Annotated in this window: 15 protein-coding genes; 3 read left to right on the top strand and 12 right to left on the bottom strand. The window is 52.6% G+C overall.

All coding sequences use genetic code 11. The features are described from left to right. Positions 1 to 3: 3 nt before the first annotated feature. The 4 genes from kdpA to NSS83_RS02150 all read right to left on the bottom strand — a co-directional run bounded on the left by kdpA (position 4) and on the right by NSS83_RS02150 (position 5,929). A complete protein-coding gene (gene kdpA / locus NSS83_RS02165) occupies positions 4 to 1,680 on the bottom strand; it encodes a potassium-transporting ATPase subunit KdpA (RefSeq protein ID WP_341347579.1) in 1,677 nt (558 codons plus the stop codon). 325 nt (positions 1,681 to 2,005) lie between these two features. Beyond that, the gene (locus NSS83_RS02160) at positions 2,006 to 2,371 is read right to left on the bottom strand and encodes a hypothetical protein (RefSeq protein ID WP_341185971.1); all 366 of its coding nucleotides are present in this window, start codon (positions 2,369 to 2,371) and stop codon (positions 2,006 to 2,008) included. Positions 2,372 to 2,559: 188 nt separating this feature from the next. Continuing rightward, on the bottom strand, positions 2,560 to 3,276 hold the full coding sequence (locus NSS83_RS02155; RefSeq protein WP_036693936.1) for a response regulator transcription factor: 717 nt from the start codon (positions 3,274 to 3,276) through the stop codon (positions 2,560 to 2,562). After that, positions 3,269 to 5,929: a sensor histidine kinase KdpD gene (locus tag NSS83_RS02150; protein WP_341347578.1), complete on the bottom strand. Its 2,661-nt coding sequence runs from the start codon at positions 5,927 to 5,929 to the stop codon at positions 3,269 to 3,271. The genes NSS83_RS02155 and NSS83_RS02150 overlap by 8 nt, the downstream gene beginning before the upstream one ends. Positions 5,930 to 6,145: 216 nt before the next feature. Between NSS83_RS02150 and NSS83_RS02145 the strand changes: the two genes are divergently transcribed. Beyond that, positions 6,146 to 7,132 (top strand): SHOCT domain-containing protein, encoded by a 987-nt coding sequence (locus tag NSS83_RS02145; protein ID WP_341185973.1) that lies wholly within the window; start codon positions 6,146 to 6,148, stop codon positions 7,130 to 7,132. Between the two features lie 55 nt (positions 7,133 to 7,187). Here NSS83_RS02145 and NSS83_RS02140 read toward each other — a convergent pair whose 3' ends face one another. From NSS83_RS02140 to NSS83_RS02125, 4 genes are all read right to left on the bottom strand, one after another. Further along, complete coding sequence (locus NSS83_RS02140; protein ID WP_341347577.1) at positions 7,188 to 8,009, bottom strand: chromosome condensation regulator; 822 nt, start codon at positions 8,007 to 8,009, stop codon at positions 7,188 to 7,190. 65 nt (positions 8,010 to 8,074) lie between these two features. Further along, positions 8,075 to 8,497, bottom strand: a complete 423-nt coding sequence (locus tag NSS83_RS02135; protein WP_341185975.1) for an FMN-binding protein — start codon at positions 8,495 to 8,497, stop codon at positions 8,075 to 8,077. Between the two features lie 58 nt (positions 8,498 to 8,555). Next, positions 8,556 to 9,326 (bottom strand): NAD(P)H-dependent oxidoreductase, encoded by a 771-nt coding sequence (locus NSS83_RS02130; RefSeq protein ID WP_341185976.1) that lies wholly within the window; start codon positions 9,324 to 9,326, stop codon positions 8,556 to 8,558. Positions 9,327 to 9,529: 203 nt separating this feature from the next. After that, positions 9,530 to 13,474, bottom strand: a complete 3,945-nt coding sequence (locus NSS83_RS02125) for a discoidin domain-containing protein (protein WP_341347576.1) — start codon at positions 13,472 to 13,474, stop codon at positions 9,530 to 9,532. 413 nt (positions 13,475 to 13,887) lie between these two features. Here NSS83_RS02125 and NSS83_RS02120 point away from each other — a divergent pair, with 413 nt between their 5' ends. After that, on the top strand, positions 13,888 to 14,490 hold the full coding sequence (locus tag NSS83_RS02120; protein ID WP_341347575.1) for a histidine phosphatase family protein: 603 nt from the start codon (positions 13,888 to 13,890) through the stop codon (positions 14,488 to 14,490). On the opposite strand, the gene NSS83_RS02115 is transcribed toward NSS83_RS02120, so the two are convergent. The 3 genes from NSS83_RS02115 to NSS83_RS02105 are packed head-to-tail and all read right to left on the bottom strand — an operon-like array spanning position 14,487 to position 15,717. Further along, complete coding sequence (locus NSS83_RS02115; protein WP_341347574.1) at positions 14,487 to 14,753, bottom strand: hypothetical protein; 267 nt, start codon at positions 14,751 to 14,753, stop codon at positions 14,487 to 14,489. The two genes, NSS83_RS02120 and NSS83_RS02115, sit on opposite strands and share 4 nt — an antisense overlap. After that, entirely contained in the window at positions 14,698 to 15,207 is a 510-nt protein-coding gene (locus NSS83_RS02110; protein ID WP_341347573.1) for a hypothetical protein, read from the bottom strand. Before NSS83_RS02110 ends, NSS83_RS02115 begins: the two co-directional genes overlap by 56 nt. 27 nt (positions 15,208 to 15,234) lie before the next feature. Beyond that, positions 15,235 to 15,717, bottom strand: a complete 483-nt coding sequence (locus NSS83_RS02105; protein WP_341347572.1) for a GNAT family N-acetyltransferase — start codon at positions 15,715 to 15,717, stop codon at positions 15,235 to 15,237. 132 nt (positions 15,718 to 15,849) lie between these two features. On the opposite strand from NSS83_RS02105, the gene NSS83_RS02100 reads away from it, so the two are divergent. Beyond that, positions 15,850 to 16,443: a hypothetical protein gene (locus NSS83_RS02100; RefSeq protein WP_341185982.1), complete on the top strand. Its 594-nt coding sequence runs from the start codon at positions 15,850 to 15,852 to the stop codon at positions 16,441 to 16,443. A 23-nt stretch (positions 16,444 to 16,466) separates the two neighbouring features. Here NSS83_RS02100 and NSS83_RS02095 read toward each other — a convergent pair whose 3' ends face one another. After that, positions 16,467 to 17,384, bottom strand: a complete 918-nt coding sequence (locus NSS83_RS02095) for a class I SAM-dependent methyltransferase (RefSeq protein WP_341185983.1) — start codon at positions 17,382 to 17,384, stop codon at positions 16,467 to 16,469. Between the last annotated feature and the right edge of the window lie 12 nt (positions 17,385 to 17,396).

Here is a 17,396-nt window from a genome sequence, read left to right as displayed (position 1 = left end):
TCCCTACCGTAAAGTCAAATATTCTGCAACCGGACCGAGGACAATCACCGGCAGGAAGGTCAGCGCTCCGATAATCAGCACCGTACCAATCAGGATGCCAGTGAACAGGCCGTTATCTGTGCGGAAGGTCCCAATGGTCTCCGGCACCGGCTTCTTGCGCAGCAGGGAACCGGCAACCGCCAGCATGGCGATCATCGAGACATACCGGCCCAGCAGCATGACAACCCCAGTGGTGATATTCCAGAAGGAGGTATTATCCGCCAGCCCTTCGAAGCCTGAGCCGTTATTGGCCGCAGCCGATACGTATTCATACAGCACTTGGGTCATTCCGTGGAAGCCGGGGTTACTGATACTGCCTTTACCAAGCTCTGTCAGAAAAGCAGCCGCTGTCGGCACCAGTATAATCAGCGGATGAATCAGAATCGCGATGGCGATCAGCTTCATCTCCCGCGCTTCAATTTTGCGGCCCAGGAACTCCGGCGTCCGGCCCACCATCAGCCCGCAGAGGAACACGCCGAGGATCGCATACATGAGCATATTGATCAGCCCGACACCTTTTCCGCCGAACACGTTATTCAGCATCATGAGGGTCAGCGGGGTAATACTGCCGAGCGGCGTCAGCGTATCATGCATATTGTTCACACTGCCGGTAGTGGCCGCCGTTGTAACGGTGGTGAACAGCGCGGACTGTGCGATGCCGAACCGGACCTCTTTGCCCTCCATGCTACCCTGTGAAGCGTCTATGCCCATGGCGTTAATCGCCGGGTTGCCCGCACTTTCCGCAGCGTAATTCACTCCGAGCAATACCACGAACAGCGTCATCATCGCGCCAAAAATCATCCAGCCCTGCCGCTTGTTCCCGGCGAACTTCCCGTACATATACGGCAGAGATGCGGGCAGCAGCCACATGGAGAGGATCTCCAGCACATTGCTCAGCGGTCCCGGATTCTCAAATGGATGCGCAGCGTTGGCTCCGAAGAAGCCTCCGCCGTTCGTGCCGATGTGCTTAATGGACTCCAGGGAGGCCACCGGACCGATCGCAATCTGCTGGGTCTGCCCTTCGAGCGTGTTCACTTCCAGCGTAGGTTTCAGGGTCTGCGGCACATGCAGCGCTACAAGCGCCAGTGTTACAAGCAGTGCCAGCGGAATGAAGATCCGGATATGCGCTTTGACGAAGTCCTCGAAGAAGTTCCCCACCGAGCCGCGGCCTGTAATCCCTCTGACAAAAGCAACCGCGACCGAGAAGCCGCTGGCAGCCGAGGTGAACATCAGCATCGTCATGACCGCCATCTGTGAGAAGTACGACACGCCCGTCTCCCCGCTGTAATGCTGCAGATTCGTATTGGTCATGAAGCTGATCACCGTGTTGAAGGTAAGCGTCTCTTCCATATTGCCAATCCCGCCCGGGTTGAGCGGAAGCCCCTTTTGCAGCCGTAGAAAGAGATAACTGAATACCACCAGTACAATGTTCGTTACGATGAAGCTGAGCGCATATTTCTTCCAGGACATCCCGCCCCGCTGCTTCAGCCCGATCAGACGATAAATCCCCTTCTCCGCTGCGCCGAACACCCGGTCTGTCCGGTTCGGTTCATTAGAGAATACATGATATAGATAAGTGCCCACCGGCTTCACCAGCAGTACGAGTATTAAGATGACGACTACAATCTGCACAATCCCCACGGATGGCCCTCCTTAGTAGTTAGAATTTCTCGGGATGAATCAAAGCATAGCCCAAATACAGAAACAGCAGCACAGTAGCTCCAAGGACAACCGCCATTACTCCGTCCCTCCTTGCTCATCGGTCACACGGCTGCACCATTGTACAAACGCGTAGAACACGGTGAATATTGCTGCCAGCATTGCCGTCATATACACATCCATCATCGTCTTTGCCACTCCTCACCTTATGGTAATCTCTCTCTTGTAACTTCCGGTCTAGCGTATCATTTCTCCCATTAGTTCAGGGTAAGGGTTTCCTCAGGCGCATTAAGATTGTATTAAGACTTCAGGAGGGATGGTAAATCTCTTTACCCAACACCCTGTTGACCGCCCCGATAAAAGCACCATAACCCCCGTCCGCCTCCATCCGGTGCGGGAGCGCCCAGGCAAGGATCACTTCCGTCTCCTGACGATCGAACTCGAAGCTGGTCACAAGCAGCTCACTGACCTCACGGGCCGAAGCCCCGCCGGCAAAACGGGCAGCAGCAGCATACACCCCGCTATTCTCATAGGTGCATTCCTGCAGCAGATAGATCCGGTCATATTGTCTCTTGATCAGCACCAGCAGCGCCGTCAACACCGTAACCCATCCGATATTTCTCACCCATACATCCATCTCCAAGCCTTCTCTCCAGTAGGTTAACTTCAGCATTCAGCGTACCACTCCCGCCATTAGTTCAGGATTAGGGTTTGCTTCAGCAGATTAAGATTACGTTAAAATACCGCCGGCACGCCGCTCCAGCCGCTTTTGCAGCATCCCCCGGAACAGCAAAAAACCATGCCTGCTCAGGCATGGTTAGGAACACTATGAAACGTGCTATACGGATTCCGTAAATAGGTTCAAATCACTCTGCTATCGTCTCCCGCTTGCAGCATCCGGTAGCCCACACCTATATGGGTTTGGATCACCTTGGGCTGGGAAGGGCTGCGCTCAATCTTCTTGCGGAGCGTAGCCATGAATACACGGAGCGCGGGAATATCATAGGTAGGACTGCCCCAGATTTCATGCAGGATATAATTATGGGTCAGGACCTTGCCGACATTCTTCGCCAGCAGACACAGCAGCTTATACTCAATCGGCGTCAGGTGGATCTCATCACCCTCCAGCCAGACACAGCCCGCCGCATAGTCAATCCGCAGATTTCCGTTCGCAAAAAAGGCTGAATCCTTCATCAGCTTCTCGCCGTCCCCCCGGATCCGCCGCAGACTGACCCGCAGCCGGGCGAGCAGCTCCTCCACGCTGAAGGGCTTGGTCAGATAATCATCGGCTCCGGCATCCAGCGCTTCGATCTTGTCACGGTCCTCACTGCGGGCACTGACCACGATGATCGGAAGGTTCGACCAGGCCCGGATTTTCCGGATAATATCCACACCGTCCATATCGGGCAGACCAAGGTCCAGGATCATCAGATCCGGCTGACTGGATACCGCCTCCAGGATGGATGCTTCCCCTGTCTCTGCGGTATGGTATTTATAGCCCTGAGTCTCCAGGGTTGTGGTAATCAGCTTGCGGATCGGCTTGTCGTCTTCGACGACCAGAATCATGGGTTTATTCATGGACATTCACCTCCTCTGCCAGCAGGGTGAAGCGGAAGACCGTTCCCTGCGGTGCATGATCTTGTACTTCAATATGCCCGCCATGGGCATGAATAATTGATTTGCAGAGCGCAAGGCCCAGGCCCAGACCGCGCCTGCCATCTCCCCGCACGTTATCCGCCGTATAGAACATTTCGAAGACCTTGGACTTCGCTTCCGGGGATATTCCCGGCCCGTCGTCAGCGACCTCGACCACAACAAGCCCCTGCTCCTGTCTGGCAGATAGCGTAATATGTGAACCAGACCCGCTATACTTAATCGCATTATCCACCAGGTTGATGATCACCTGAATGATCAGCCGTGAATCCATCCTGGCCATCAGCAGCTCCTCTTCGAGCACCACCCGGATCACATGATCCTCCTTGTTGCGGTTCACATGCAGCAGCGCTTCCGCGATCACTTCCTCCAGCAGCTCCGCCTGAAAATTCAAATGAAGCGCCCCATTGTCAATCCGGGTAATCGACAGCAGATTCTCCACCAGATTGATCAGCCAGATCGAATCGTCATAGATATCGCTGTATAACTCCTGCTTCTGCTCCTCGCTCAGCACCGCCGAGTTGCCGATCAGAATGCCCGCATTGCCGGAAATACTGGTAAGCGGCGTGCGCAGATCATGCGAGATGCCGCGCAGCAGATTGGCGCGCAGCTGCTCCTGCCGGATTTGCAGGGAGCTTTCCTTTTGCAGCTCGTTCAGCTTGTCTTTCTCCAAAGCGAGGGCGCATTCGCCTAGCATAGCAATCATCAGACTCGACTCGAACACCTCCAGCGGCTCTTCCTGCTGCATCACAATTCCTGCCACGGCAAAGACCGTATCGCCGCTTCGCACCGCATGATACAGACATTGGGCCGCCGAGAAGGTATCGGTAGACGCTCCAGCCCGTTTATTGTTCCGCAGCACCCATTCCGCTACCTCGCGCTCTGCTTCCAGCGTATCCCTTTGAGCGTCAATCGTACTTCCGTCCTTGTTGTACAGCAGCGGCTCTGAGAGCCCATCGCCCACAACCTCATAGATAATGATGCTCCGGTCCAGCAGCTTGAGCATTTGCAGCGCGGTCTCACTCAGGATGGCGGGCGTGTCTTTGGCCTGCTGGAGCTTCCGGCTGGTCTCGAGGAGCACCTCGGTGCGGTACGCTTTTTGTGCCGATTCCCTGGCCTGCTCTTTCACCCGCAGCGTCAACGTACTGGTGATGAACGAGGCCGCCAGCATCACGAGGAAGGTCACCGGATACCCGGAATCATAGGCCTGAAGCGAGAAATAAGGCTCGGTGAAAAAATAGTTAAAGACCAGCACGCTCAAAATCGACGTCACCGCGCTGTACAGCCGTCCTTTTGTAACCATCGCATCGAGCAGAACACCCAGAATATAGACTGTGATAATGTTCGCTTCACTGAAGCCGAGAACCTTGAACCATAACCCGATGATCGTGCAGACCAGCAGAATCCCCAGGGTTTTGCCTGTATCAGCCAAGGTGAGAAGCGGAGGTCTGGCATATTGCGGAATTTTGGATTGCAGGGCAGACTCCTGATCCGGGATGATATAGATGTCGATATTCGGAGCAGCAGCCGTCAGTTTGTCTACAAAATTCGAACCGACGGACCAGCGGCTGCGATTCTGCGACCGGCCCAGGATGATTTTGGAGACCCGGCTGGTTTTGGCATATTCGGCAATCTGTCCCGGCACATCCTCCCCGTACACAGTGGCAACCTGCGCACCAAGCTGTTCGGCCAGCCGCAGATTCTCCCGCAGCTCCGACTTGTTCCTTGCCGTTAACTCTTTCGTTCGAGAGGTCTCTACGTAGAGAGCAGTGAATTCCCCCTGCAGAGCTTCGGCCATTCTCGCCGCTGTGCGGATGACCTTCTTATTGGATATTGCCGACGACAGGCAGACCAGGGTATGTTCTCTGCTGTACAAGCTGGCTTCCACTGCCCGTTCCCCTAACCTGCCCTCATACCGTTTGAATTGATCCTCCCTGTACCTTAGAGCCATTTCCCGCAAAGCGCTCAGCTTCTGGGAAGTGTACAGTTCATCAGCCTCCTGCCTGAGCGGCTCCTTGGAAAAGATCAGCCCCTCGTGCAGACGCTCCAGCCAAATGTCCGGACTGATATCAATGAACTCGACCTGGTCGGCACGCTCGAATACACTGTCGGGAATACGCACGGGCTCAGGCATTCCGGTCATGGAGGCTACAACATCGGTCATACTTTCCAGCTGTTCTATGCTAACCGTAGTATAGACATCTATTCCCGCACGCAACAGCTCCTCCACATCCTGATACCGCCGCTTATGACGTACTCCCGGAGCATTGATGTGGGCCAGTTCATCCAGCAAAATCAGGTCAGGTCTCCTGCGGATCGCCTGGTCCAGGTCGAATTCCGGTACGATGGTCCCGTTTGCAGGAATGTCCAGCGGCGGCAACAGCTCCAGACCGTTAATAAGCTCCGCTATATCTGCTCTGTCATGGGCTTCAATGTAACCCGCCAGCACCTTTTGACCGTTCTTCTGCTCCGCATGGGCAGCCTCCAGCATCGTCCGGGTCTTCCCTGCTCCCGGTACATAGCTGAAGAATATCCTCAGCCTTCCGCGCCGCTTCTTCGCTGTATTTTCCCCTATCATCTGAAGGTTTCCTTCCCGCTAAGCCCATCTTTAGACCAGCCATTATACACTGTAGCGTTAGTATAGCATGTGCATAATGAGCATAGTATTATGGATTCGGCTGTGGCATTAAGATTGTATTAAGATTGGCGTAAGTCAATAGAGGGGAAACCCGCATGCTTCCCGAATATAAGCTCAGAGCATAATTTTTACATACGATTCTAAGGAGCTACTAAGATGACCAATGAACAGAATGGCACACAAGGAACCATGGAAGTGATTCTGGCGAATGCAATCAAGATTCCCGGAGTGCGGGTAGACCGGCGTGAATTCCTCGCCCAGCAGTTTGCCAAATATGATACTTATGGGAATATGCACACTATACTGGACAAAGGGCCGCTTGAAGCCGGAATTAGCCTGGCTGTGATTGATAAAATGGCCAAAACGTTAATCGAGAAACGGACCCTTCTGAGTACAGCAGCCTCGACAGCCGTTGGACTTCCAGGCGGTTTAGCCATGGCAGCGACCATTCCGGCAGATACCCTGCAGTTTTTTGGCGTAGTGCTGCGATTGTCTCAAGAGCTGGCTTATCTGTATGGCCGCACGGACCTGTGGGAGGAAGATTCTGCAGATTCAGAGCAAGTTACCCGGGAGCTGACTTTGTATCTGGGCGTTATGTTTGGAGTGGCTGGTTCAGCTTCCATGCTGAAAATGTTGACCGCGAAGATCTCTCAGCAGCTATTGAAAAAGCTTCCGCAGAAAGCTTTGACCCAGACCTTGTACTACCCGATTCTCAAGAAAATCTCAGCTTATATCGGCATCAAAATCACCAAAAAAACCTTCGCCCAAGGTGCATCAAAATTCGTACCCGTCCTAGGCGGACTCCTCTCTGGCGGAATGACTTATTTCTCGATGAAACCGATGGGTAATCGTCTGCGTGAGGCCTTGTCAGCTGCCAGCAACGACTACTCAGAGGCACAGTTCGAGCAGGATTACGAGAAAGTGAAACGTTCGGCAGAAGATGAAGAGATTAATGTGATCGAAGGAGAATTCTTTGACTTGGGCTTTGACTCGAAGCAAGAGGACCCGGTAACCTCATCTGCTGCGGGCAAAGAGAGCTTCAGTGTGGCTGATGAACTGCTCAAATTCAAACAGCTGCTGGATATGGGCGCGATCACACAAGAGGAATTTGACCGTAAAAAGTCGGAATTGTTGAACGGTTAATTTCCTGCAATTGTTCATGAATAGCTATGAGCCCTGCTTTAGGCAGCGTTCATAGCTATTTTTTAAAATCACATTGCCCATACGCATTACTTCCTGCTGCAACTACTGTACCATCCTTCTTAAGTCCGAGCGTGTGGGTGCAGCCTGCCGCAATGGCAACAATATCCGTCCAGCCGCTTATCTCACATTGTCCGTAATCATTCCAGCCTGTAGCCTTCACCGTACCATCGAATTGTAGACCTACGGTGTGATGACTGCCTGCCGCAATGGCCTTCATTGTGCGCCAGCCGCCAACTTCACCTTGTCCGCGCTTGTTAAGCCCTGTAGCTATTACTGTGCCGTCTGCTCTAAGTCCAGTCGTATGAAGATAGCCCGCCGCGATCATCGTCAGCTCCTGCCAGCCGTTCACATTCCGCTGTCCGTAGCGGTTGTTCCCCGCTGTAATGGCCGTACCCTCGGCCTTGAGTCCAACCGTGTGCCAGTCTCCTGCGGTAACCGCAACAATATCCGACCAGCCGCTTACCTCACATTGACCTTCGTTGTTTCTTCCCGCCGCAACCACTGTCCCGTCTGCCTTCAGCCCGACCGTACGCCGCCAGCCTGCCGCAATCGCAACGATATCTCGCCAATCGCCCACGTTGCATTGATCATGCTTATTCCATCCGGCCGCGATCACCGTTCCGTCCGGCCTTAACCCTACTGTATGCGAATTCCCTGTATGAGCATTGCCTGCTGCAACCGCAACCATATCACGCCAGCTGCTTACCTCGCACTGCCCGTATGTATTTTCGCCGCAAGCCCGCACTGATCCGTCCGGCAGGAGCAGTACAGAATGGCGGTATCCCGCCGCGATAGGGGCTAATGAAACTTTAGGCATCTGCATTGCTCCTTCGTTTTTTATATAGGATTCTTATGATTATAGCTAGTATTGCAAAATACTTGTTACTTTTCAACGCCCTTGTGAAGGGCATTCTCAATAGCCTTGAGGTAGGCTTTGCTTGTAAGCGTAGCGCCGCTGATGCTGTCTAATTGAAGCGATTGGGCCTGGATCACTCTGCCGAACAATTCATCTACAGACGCCGCCGACTGATTCTCCGCATGCTCCAGGAGCTTGATCGCTGTAACTTTGTGCGCCGTAACGGTAACCAGAACCTTATTCGCCCTCCATTTATACATTCCGCCAGCATATTCACCTGTATACTCCCCCGCATGCAGCTTGTTGAAATTCACTTGATCAATCTCTACGTTCCGCGCTTCCCGGCGCTCTTTCTCTGTATAGAGCAAGGCCGCGCCTGAACCGATTAGTCCCACGAAAATAACGGTTAGGCACAGCAGCAGCAGGTTGCGTTTCCACTTCTTTTTCATGTTAACCCTCCTCTTAACCGTTCTCATCATGAATGAATATATTATAGTTCATTCATTTTTAAGCGCGTTTAGCCATTCTTTTACCGATTCGGTCAAACAGATGTCCGGCCAAGCTCTTGACAGGACCCAGCGAGACCGGATAATAATACGCCGCTTCAAACCAGCCGTTAGCCTGGTAATGCCGGAAATCCTTCGACCGCTCATCCAGCATATGCTGAATACTGGTCCGGGACAGCCGGAACATCAGCAAGCGGAACAGTGTAGGAGTCGGCGGTGCCGGACGCATCAATCCTTTGTAGAAGCGGGCCGCAGCCTTGCGGATTCTCACAGCATTCTTCCGCGCGGCTGCCGTGCTAACTGGCTCCATCGTACTTAGCACACAGCCCCGGGTCACCTGGAACCCAAAGTTCTCGCCCATACTGCTAAGATATTTGACAATCGCATTGCCGCCGTGAATTCCCTGATTGACGATCGCCGTATACGTCTTGCCGAAGAACTGCGGCCGATGGAACACATACGCCAGCCGGTCGAGCAGATTCTTCATGGCTGCCGGAACATGGAACGCATAATTGGGAGCCGCCATAATTACACCGTCCGCGCTCTCCATTTTCTCCACCAGCACATCCCGGTCGTCCCTCAGCGGGCAGTATTCTTCACCTTTATTGAAGCACACCTTGCACCCCCGGCAGAACTCAAGCCTGTAATCCTTCAGAAAAATATACTCAACCTCTACCTCCCCGTAGATTCGGAGCTGAGCCTCAAATTCGCAGACCGCTCTGTACGTATTGTTCTTTTGCTGATTGCCGATGATTGCGATAACCTTCTTCATGATTTGTCCCTCCAGAATAGAATTTCATTTCCGCTTTGGTTATGAATGAATATTATTTAATTCATTCATAACGTATATTAACATAGATATGCGTTATTGTCTGTACAGACACAGCTTGATTTTGAACGATTGGTGAAGAACTTCCGGGCACAAAGAAAGAAGCCACAAGCAGCAATCTGCTTATGGCTTCTTCCGCTGTTCTTTTACTGAATCAACAGCCCAAACCCGCTCTGAATATAATACAAGCTTGGATACGCAATATTGCTGGTCGTCAGGTTGTTGAAGGTCGCCGAGCCGTTGCCGGTATACGTGTAGATGGCCGCTCCCTTATGAGCGCTGGAGAACCGGGAAGTCGTCACCCCGTCAAGGCCCGTGCCGTTGATATTAATGTTATTAAATACGATACCCGAGAAGCCGCCGCCGTATCCGAGCTGGATCGCATCGCGCTGGGTGTTGATGATGTCGATGTTGTTGAAAGTAACATTCCTGATCGGGTCAGACGAAGCTTCAAGATCAATTGCGCCGCGTTCCCCGTCATACAAGTCACGGCTGGTGCCGCTGTTAATAATCGTCGTATCCGAGAAAACCATCCCCGTATTACTGTTGAAATGCGCCCCCGGGAAGGTTGTATTCAGCCGGATACCAGAGCCGCCTACTGTGTCGATAATGTAGTTGTGATCCGCCTTGTGACCGCTGCCCCCGAAGATGCCGATAGCGCCGGCACGCCAGTTATTCTCGATCGTATTATACGAAAAGGTGTTATTCACCCCATCCGGCGCCCCGAACGTATTGCTCGGCCAGACGGCCAGTCCGTCGTCCCCGTTATTGCGCACATTGGTATTGCGGACGGTAGAGTTGCTGGTCCCCTGGGAGAAGTTGATGCCGTCCGCCAGATTGTTGCGGATGCGGCTGTTCTCTACAAGCAGATTGTTCGCAAAAATTGCCGGCGTCCGCGCGTAATCCCCCACCCACATGCCGCATTCAAAATGCTCAATCCATACGTCATGGATGACCGAATTGTTGCCGAAGTTATCCATCAGGCCTTTATAGATGGCATTCTGATTGTACCGGGATCTCAGATTTGAGTTCATATAGACATTGCTGAAATCCAGCTTGCCTTGAACACGGAAGGAGATGCCTCCGCCAGCTGCATTGGGATTCGTAAATTGCAGATTGGTGTGCCAATAGCCTGCACCGGTGACCGTGAAGTTGTTAATCATATTGCTGACCGAGCCAATGACCCACATGCTGCTCAGATTAAAAGTTCCCGCCGGAATATAAAGTGTTTTCCCGCTGGCGACGGCGGCTGTAACCGCACTGTTGAAGGCGGCCAGGTCGTCCTGTCCGTCACCTGCCACTGCGCCGTAATCGGTGACCGATACCGAGTTGGCTGGACGGGCGATGGCTGCCGGTACAGGTTCAATCTCCAGGAAGTCAACACCATACTCCAGACTGTCTCCGTTATTCTTCTGAATGCGGATTACATCCCCCGGCTGAAGCGGCGTGTCCAGCTTCCAGTGGACTTCATCGAAGCGGAACAGCGGACGTCCGGCACCCGGCGCATCCCCCGGCTGATCTCCAGAAAAGTATTGCCAGGCATAATACGAGGTAAGCGGAATGGTCTTGGCCTTGGTTCCATTCACATATACGTCAAGCGCACCTGTAAGACCCATTCCGTCTGCCGAATCCGGCATCGTGAATCTCATGGTGACTCCGGCACCGCCTTGCCCCGCTCTCACTGTCCACTGGGCATAAGCTCCGTTAGACGGCAGGGCCACATAACTCTGTCCCGAAGCCTCGGAGGCAATCAGCGTCTGATCGAAATTCAGTGCGGATCTCAGCGCCGCCGAGCCGCCGCGGCTGGCATCCTGTGTATCATACCGGCTGTACGTAACGCTTGCGCCGCGTAAAGCATATACGACCAGGTTCACAGTGTTCACGTTGTTGGCCTGCTTGGTTGTTACCTCATTGGCATCTGCGGCAATGGTCGTAGTAACAGTGTAATTACCGTTCACTGCACCCCAGGTACCGGGGAGAGAGACCTCTACCGAAGCCCCGGCAGCAATTACGCCGGTGTAGGAGCCTGTGAAGGTCTGCACAGTAGAGCCTGCGGCATTCTTCAAGGCTACAGTTATTCCGTGGGCACCGCCTGCGGAAGCAAGGTTGCCCTGATTTTTGAGACTGACGGTGAAGGCCACGTTACTCCCCGCAGCCGGTGTTCCCGGTGACCAGGAGGTCGCTGCGGTCAAGTCGGAGCTGGACACCGGAGCAATGACCAGGGCAGCAGGATTAGCGTAGCTATTGTTGCTTTCATTCTGCTCAATAATCTGGCCTGCTTCATCGACCTTGGCACTGAGCGGATAAGTTCCGGCTGTTAGCGTTCCTGCATTGTAGGAGACGGATGCCGAAGCTCCTGCCGCCAAAGCCGCTACTGGTGCCGAACCCGCTAGCTCGTTGTTCAAATAAAAATTGACTGTGGTGGCTGCTGCTGCGGCATTGCCAATGTTTTTTACCATTGCATTCAGAGTTACACTGCCTGTCTCCACCAGAGAAGCAGGAGTCCAGCTCATGCCTGTAATCGTCAGATCCGGGTTCGCTGCCGGTGTACCGTATACCTGGAATTCAGCGATCTGTCCGGCAGGTGCGCCGGAGTTGGCAGTGACATTAAGCTGCAGCCGCTTAACGGTTGCAGTCACGGGAATGGTGACCGTGTTGCCTGAAGCCGGATTGAAGGTATACCTCTGAGCTGAAACGAGGCTGCTGAAGGTCGTCGAATTCTGATTGTGTCCGAGTACTTGAATGTTCTGGGTCCGGGCCGCCCATTCGGCCGCCGGATTCAGCTTCAGGACAATTGATGAGATTGTATAATTGGCTCCCAGGTCGAGCGTAAGGGTGCTTGGATTCCCGCTGCCTTCCCAGTAAGTAGCCGTGTTGTTATCGTTCGCATTCGCAGCAACGAAATTCTGTGTGCTGGAGGAGGCGTTGATCGTTTTACCCAGTGCAATATTGCCACCAGGGGAAGTCGTCGCCGTTGGAATTGGTGTGACTGTAGGCGTTGGGGATGTTGTCGGCACTGGTGTTGGTGTAGCAGATGGAGCAGGTGTGGAAGTAGGAACCGCTGTATTGGTAGGGATCGGGGTTGCTGTAGGTACAGCTGTTGGAGCTACTGTAGGTGAAGGTGCGGGCGTGGCGATGATTGCAGACGCTACCATAATTAGATCCAAATTGATGTTGCCCGTATCCCCCGCATCGTATTTGTAAGCAATGCTATTACTGCCAGCATTCAACGGGAGGGCTTCAGTCTTCGTGCCCCAGGTGTCCCAGTTCGCCAGGTTCGGCAAGGTTGTCTGGCGCTGCTTCACTCCGTTCACGTAGATACTGATCGTCTTGGCGCTTCCGCTTGCATTGGCATACCTCAGTGTAACATTCCGTGTACCCGCCGAAGCCACATTGACCGTGAAGGTGGTGGCCGGACCTTGGGTCAGATAGTTGTCAACAAAGCCTGTACCGGAGTATCCGGCATGGTCCGTGTTCACTTGCGCTCCGCCGGACAATGCAGCAGCTTCTGCTTCATAGGTGCCCGCTGGAACCGGTGATGTAGTAGGCCCGGCTGTAGGCGCAGGGGTTGGGGAGCTGGCACCGTAGATTTCAAGCTCGGACAACTGGCCCGCAGGCCACGCAGTATTCGCACTGAACAGCAGACGGACATAACGCGTATTGGCAGATGTGAAGTTAATCGTGACACTGTTGCCCGCCACCGCAGGATTAAATTCGTACGCAGCTGCACCGGCAATATCTGTAAAGCTGGTGCCGTTCGCACTGCCCTGTACCGCAAGTGTCTGCGTCCGTGTCTCCCAGCTAACGGGTAACTTCAATACAAGCTGGTCTATACTGGTGAGCGTACCCAGATCGACCTGAATCCACCCGGGAAAAGCATCATTTGTACTCTCCCAATACGTACTTTGGTTACTGTCCTTAACGTTATCCGGGGTATAATTCTGGGATTGTCCGCTGGCGGTAATGGTTTTGTTAAGTACCAGATTCGTTCCGCCAGCAGCCGACGAACGGGTCAGCGGACCGGCCGCCATGAAGAGCGTTGAGATGAGCAGCGTAACTACAAGCGACCATGTAACATACTTGTTGCGCATTCTATTCCTCCTTAATCTGATGTGGAACGACACACAGTGATATTCACAGCCCTCTAATGATAGCGATTACAACTATTACAAAATCAAAGCCTGACTCAGCCCACCCTCCCCTCTCTGCAATACACACTCATTATAGGTTTAATGCAGAGCACTCTTTAAGAGCTATTTCTACGGAAAAGATAGGTGATTCAATGAAAGTGATCATTGAGAGCAGCCCCGAATAAAAAAGATCAACTATGGCAGAATCTGACCATTGTTTGAAGGAAATAAAGTTTTACCCTGCCTATGCTTTATCAAGCTATACGAACGGAAAGGATAAAATATTTCTTGCCAAAACATCTAAACAAATATAACATCTAATTAGACACATATATAATTATATGTTATTCGTTTTCAGTGGAAGGAATGGTAAAATGAGCGCGGATTTTTACCTTGTGAGACATGCAAAAAAAGAAATAGGAATAGGTGATGTTTTGGTTTCTAGTGAAGGTCTAAAGCAAGCAAACATGACTGCAGAGCACTTTAAAAAAGTCCCCTTTTCTAGAATTGTTTATAGTCCGCTAAAAAGATCAATGATTACTGCTGAAATAATTTCCAAAACAACAAGAAAAGCGTTAACTGAGGATATACGATTAAGGGAGAGGGTCAATTGGGGGGATTTATCTGGACAAACATTTGAGGAATTTGTTGAGATGTGGAATCGATGCACAAGAGAAAGAGAATTTTCCCCGCCTGTCGGTGACTCGGCGAGAAAAGCAGGAGAGCGTATGACTTCATGTCTACTCGAACTAGCTGACCGACACCCGCATGAAAGTTTTCTTATTGTGACTCATGGTGGTTTGATTACAGATTTTTTGGCTAACGAATTTAACCACGAAGAACTGGCTAGAAAGTATCCTAACTTTATAGAAGAGCAAAGTTATTTGGTCCCAGAATGCTCTATAACTAAAGTTAGATATTGTGAAGAAAAGTTTGAGTTAATAGATTTTGCGAACGTCACGCATTTGAACCATTAAGCTAACAGAAAATGTTGATCGTAGTAGGCGCTTAGATCCTTACCGGATTCATAGTTGGCTACATCTAGAGAAGCCAGCTTCTGCCGGGCCTCCTCGGCCTTCGCATGAACAGCCTCCATCTGCGCCTGATTGCCGAATGCCTGATACACTTTGAAGGGCATCTGTGCCTTGGCATTCTCATTCCGCGCCGCGAAGATATCGTTCAGCTTACTTAGTGCAGTGATACTTTCTACGGTCAACAGGCCGGAGGTCTGAAATGACATTTCTGAGCTGCTGCACCACCGGGTCGCTGCTGAGTTCATCTTTTCTGGGTAGAGCGGCAATCGAAGTGATGAGGTTCGTCGTACTTCGCTGCACAAATTCAGGAATAGACACCCGTCCGGCGGCTGATTGCAGCCCCAAGCTGCCGAAGGCTGCGAGCAACAGATTAAATTGGCCTGTCAGCCTGTCCGCCTGGCGTTTATTCTCTTCCTGCATCTCTGTTACGCCTCTCAAGGCAACACGGATGATATCCTCTAATTTCTCCGCTTCTACGGTTAATTTATTAATCAGCACCTGGGCCTTGACCAGATGGTCGCCCATGGGAATGCCGCCCCAGCCGCTGGACTGGCCCTTCAATTGAAGATACAGCCGGTTGGTGTCCTGACTCACCTGACCGATTTTCGTTTGCAGGCGCCTGACTTCATCTTCGTTAAATACAAGCTTCGTGGAAGACACTACATAGTATCCATATTTTCACAGCAATCAGATATGTAAGTCACGGATATACCATGCATCGCAGGCATAGTGCTCGGAACCGGCCAGCGGGCCATCCAGCGGGCTGAACCCGTGCTTGACATAGAAACGGCCAGCAGCCTGCATCGTCAGCAGCGTCTCCAGGTAACACTTGCGGTAATGCTGCTTAGCGAAAGCAAGCGCCGTATCCAGCAGCCCTGCTGCAACGCCTTGGCCGCGGATGGCTGCGGACAGATACATTTTCTGCAATTCACAGATCTGCCGTGCTTCGTCAAAAGCTGCAATCCCGCAGCCGCCCAGCACCTGCCCATCCACTTCAATAACCCAGTACGCCCGGTTCTCCGCGCTATTATAATAGGTATATAAGTCATGCAGGCTGTCATCTGCCCAGGCCAAGCCTTCACGGTTACCGCCGAATTCAATCAGGCACTCCCGGATAATCCCCTCAATGACTGCATTATCCCTCTGCTCAATGGGACGGATGGTAATCATATGGTTGTCCTCCTTATACCCTCTGTCTGCTTCGTTTCCTGCTTCAATGTACAGTTAATCTATCATATCATTTCCCGCTGAACGATTCGCCTGCTATACTGGAATTTGCAAGTAGGATAAGGAGTGAGACAGATGAATAAGCTGGTATTTTTTCTCGGACCCGGAGGGGCAGGCAAAACCACCTTAGCCAAGGCAGTTGCGGCCCGGCGTCCGGCGGCGGTGTTCGATATGGACATTCTGCTGCGTCCGGCAGCAACCGCGATCATGACTATGCACGGGCTTGACCCTGACGACAGAGATTCCGATGAGTATAAAAGACTATGCCGCGATCTCGGCTACCGCATCACCATGGATGCCGCGCTCGATAATATCGGCCTGTCCAGCGATATCTATGTGGTGGGTCCCTTCACCAAAGAAGCGGCCGATCCGGAGTGGATCGGCCGCGAACTGGCGCGCGTAGGGTGCACGTTAGAGGAAGTTGAGGTCAAGGTAGTCATGGTAAGCCTGCCGGATGCCGCCGTGTACCGTCAGCGGATTGAGGGCAGACGCTCACCGCTGGATGCGTGGAAGTTCACCCACTGGGAACAATTCAGCGCTTCCCTCGGCAGCCGCACGGTAGCCTGGCCGCTTCCGCCTGCGCATGTCGCACAGATTGACAACTCCCATCCCGACAGGAATGTTGCAATCGCGGCGGTGGAGGCTTTTATCTATGAAGTGACGCCTTAATGCAGGATTATGACATCTGGACGCTACCGCTTGACCGCATGAATATAATGAATTGTCTCAAAAGCAGCAAGGTCATCCGAACGGTTACCGAAGAACCGGTCCTGGATGGCTTCCGGGGACAGGTGCTCGTAGACCAGCAGACCGGCCTCAGCCAGCAACTGCTCCATCTCCGCGTAAGCAAAGCAGGATTGCATGGGTTCGCCGCCGGCGGCAGCCAGCTGAACCATTTTGCTAACCCGGCCGGACAAGCCCTGCTCCTCCCATAGCCGCTCATCTGCATAATCCAGCACGATGGAGCTTCCGGCAGGCAGATTCGCGAACAATGCGCTGATCAAGCGGGCATTCTCCTCCTTGGTGAGGTAGTAGGATACCCCCAGGAGGCTGAATAGGGTTAAGGCATAAGGATCGAACCCCTGTGCGAGCAGACTGGGATAAGCGAATCCGCCCGTGAAGTCCATGGGAACAAGATGAAGATTGCCGGGAACCGCAAGCTGTGCTTCCTTAAGCCTCTGCTGTTTGGATGCCTGGGTAGCAGGAGCGTCCACTTCAAAGATCTCCAGCTGCTCCCCTAGTTCAGGATAACGGTAGGCAAAGCTGTCCAGCCCCGCACCAAGAATTACATACTGCTTCAGCCCGAGACTCATCTCATGCAGCACTATGCTCTCACAGTAGGCAGCACGTGCCAGCGGTGTGGGGGATAACTGAACCTGGACAATCCATCTCAAGATGGCTTCAGGATCATCCGGGTATTTCTCCGCAATCTCAGGATTGAAGAACGTAATCCCTTGCACCATATTCCTGCGGATGTCCGCGAACTCCTGCGGTGATATCAGCTTCTGTGCGACATAATCATCGATGATCTTCGGACTGTCAAATTGACTGTGATAGGCGCGGCCAAATGCGGACACTAAGGCAGTTATGCTGGACTTGTTCTGCTTCATTGGTGGTTCCTC

The sequence above is a fragment of the Paenibacillus sp. FSL H3-0469 genome, from assembly GCF_038051945.1.
Taxonomy (GTDB): domain Bacteria; phylum Bacillota; class Bacilli; order Paenibacillales; family Paenibacillaceae; genus Paenibacillus_AQ.
This window is presented reverse-complemented; position numbering and strand designations above follow the sequence as displayed.

Excerpts from the sequence above, each read along its gene's own strand:
- NSS83_RS02115 (WP_341347574.1), bottom strand. The coding sequence starts at position 14,753 with ATGTCATTTCAGACCTCCGGCCTGTTGACCGTAGAAAGTATCACTGCA.
- NSS83_RS02095 (WP_341185983.1), bottom strand. The coding sequence starts at position 17,384 with ATGAAGCAGAACAAGTCCAGCATAACTGCCTTAGTGTCCGCATTTGGC.
- NSS83_RS02100 (WP_341185982.1), top strand. The coding sequence starts at position 15,850 with ATGAATAAGCTGGTATTTTTTCTCGGACCCGGAGGGGCAGGCAAAACC.
- NSS83_RS02130 (WP_341185976.1), bottom strand. The coding sequence starts at position 9,326 with ATGAAGAAGGTTATCGCAATCATCGGCAATCAGCAAAAGAACAATACG.
- NSS83_RS02105 (WP_341347572.1), bottom strand. The coding sequence starts at position 15,717 with ATGATTACCATCCGTCCCATTGAGCAGAGGGATAATGCAGTCATTGAG.
- NSS83_RS02140 (WP_341347577.1), bottom strand. The coding sequence starts at position 8,009 with ATGCCTAAAGTTTCATTAGCCCCTATCGCGGCGGGATACCGCCATTCT.
- NSS83_RS02145 (WP_341185973.1), top strand. The coding sequence starts at position 6,146 with ATGACCAATGAACAGAATGGCACACAAGGAACCATGGAAGTGATTCTG.
- NSS83_RS02125 (WP_341347576.1), bottom strand. The coding sequence starts at position 13,474 with ATGCGCAACAAGTATGTTACATGGTCGCTTGTAGTTACGCTGCTCATC.
- NSS83_RS02160 (WP_341185971.1), bottom strand. The coding sequence starts at position 2,371 with ATGCTGAAGTTAACCTACTGGAGAGAAGGCTTGGAGATGGATGTATGG.
- NSS83_RS02155 (WP_036693936.1), bottom strand. The coding sequence starts at position 3,276 with ATGAATAAACCCATGATTCTGGTCGTCGAAGACGACAAGCCGATCCGC.
- NSS83_RS02150 (WP_341347578.1), bottom strand. The coding sequence starts at position 5,929 with ATGATAGGGGAAAATACAGCGAAGAAGCGGCGCGGAAGGCTGAGGATA.
- NSS83_RS02135 (WP_341185975.1), bottom strand. The coding sequence starts at position 8,497 with ATGAAAAAGAAGTGGAAACGCAACCTGCTGCTGCTGTGCCTAACCGTT.
- NSS83_RS02120 (WP_341347575.1), top strand. The coding sequence starts at position 13,888 with ATGAGCGCGGATTTTTACCTTGTGAGACATGCAAAAAAAGAAATAGGA.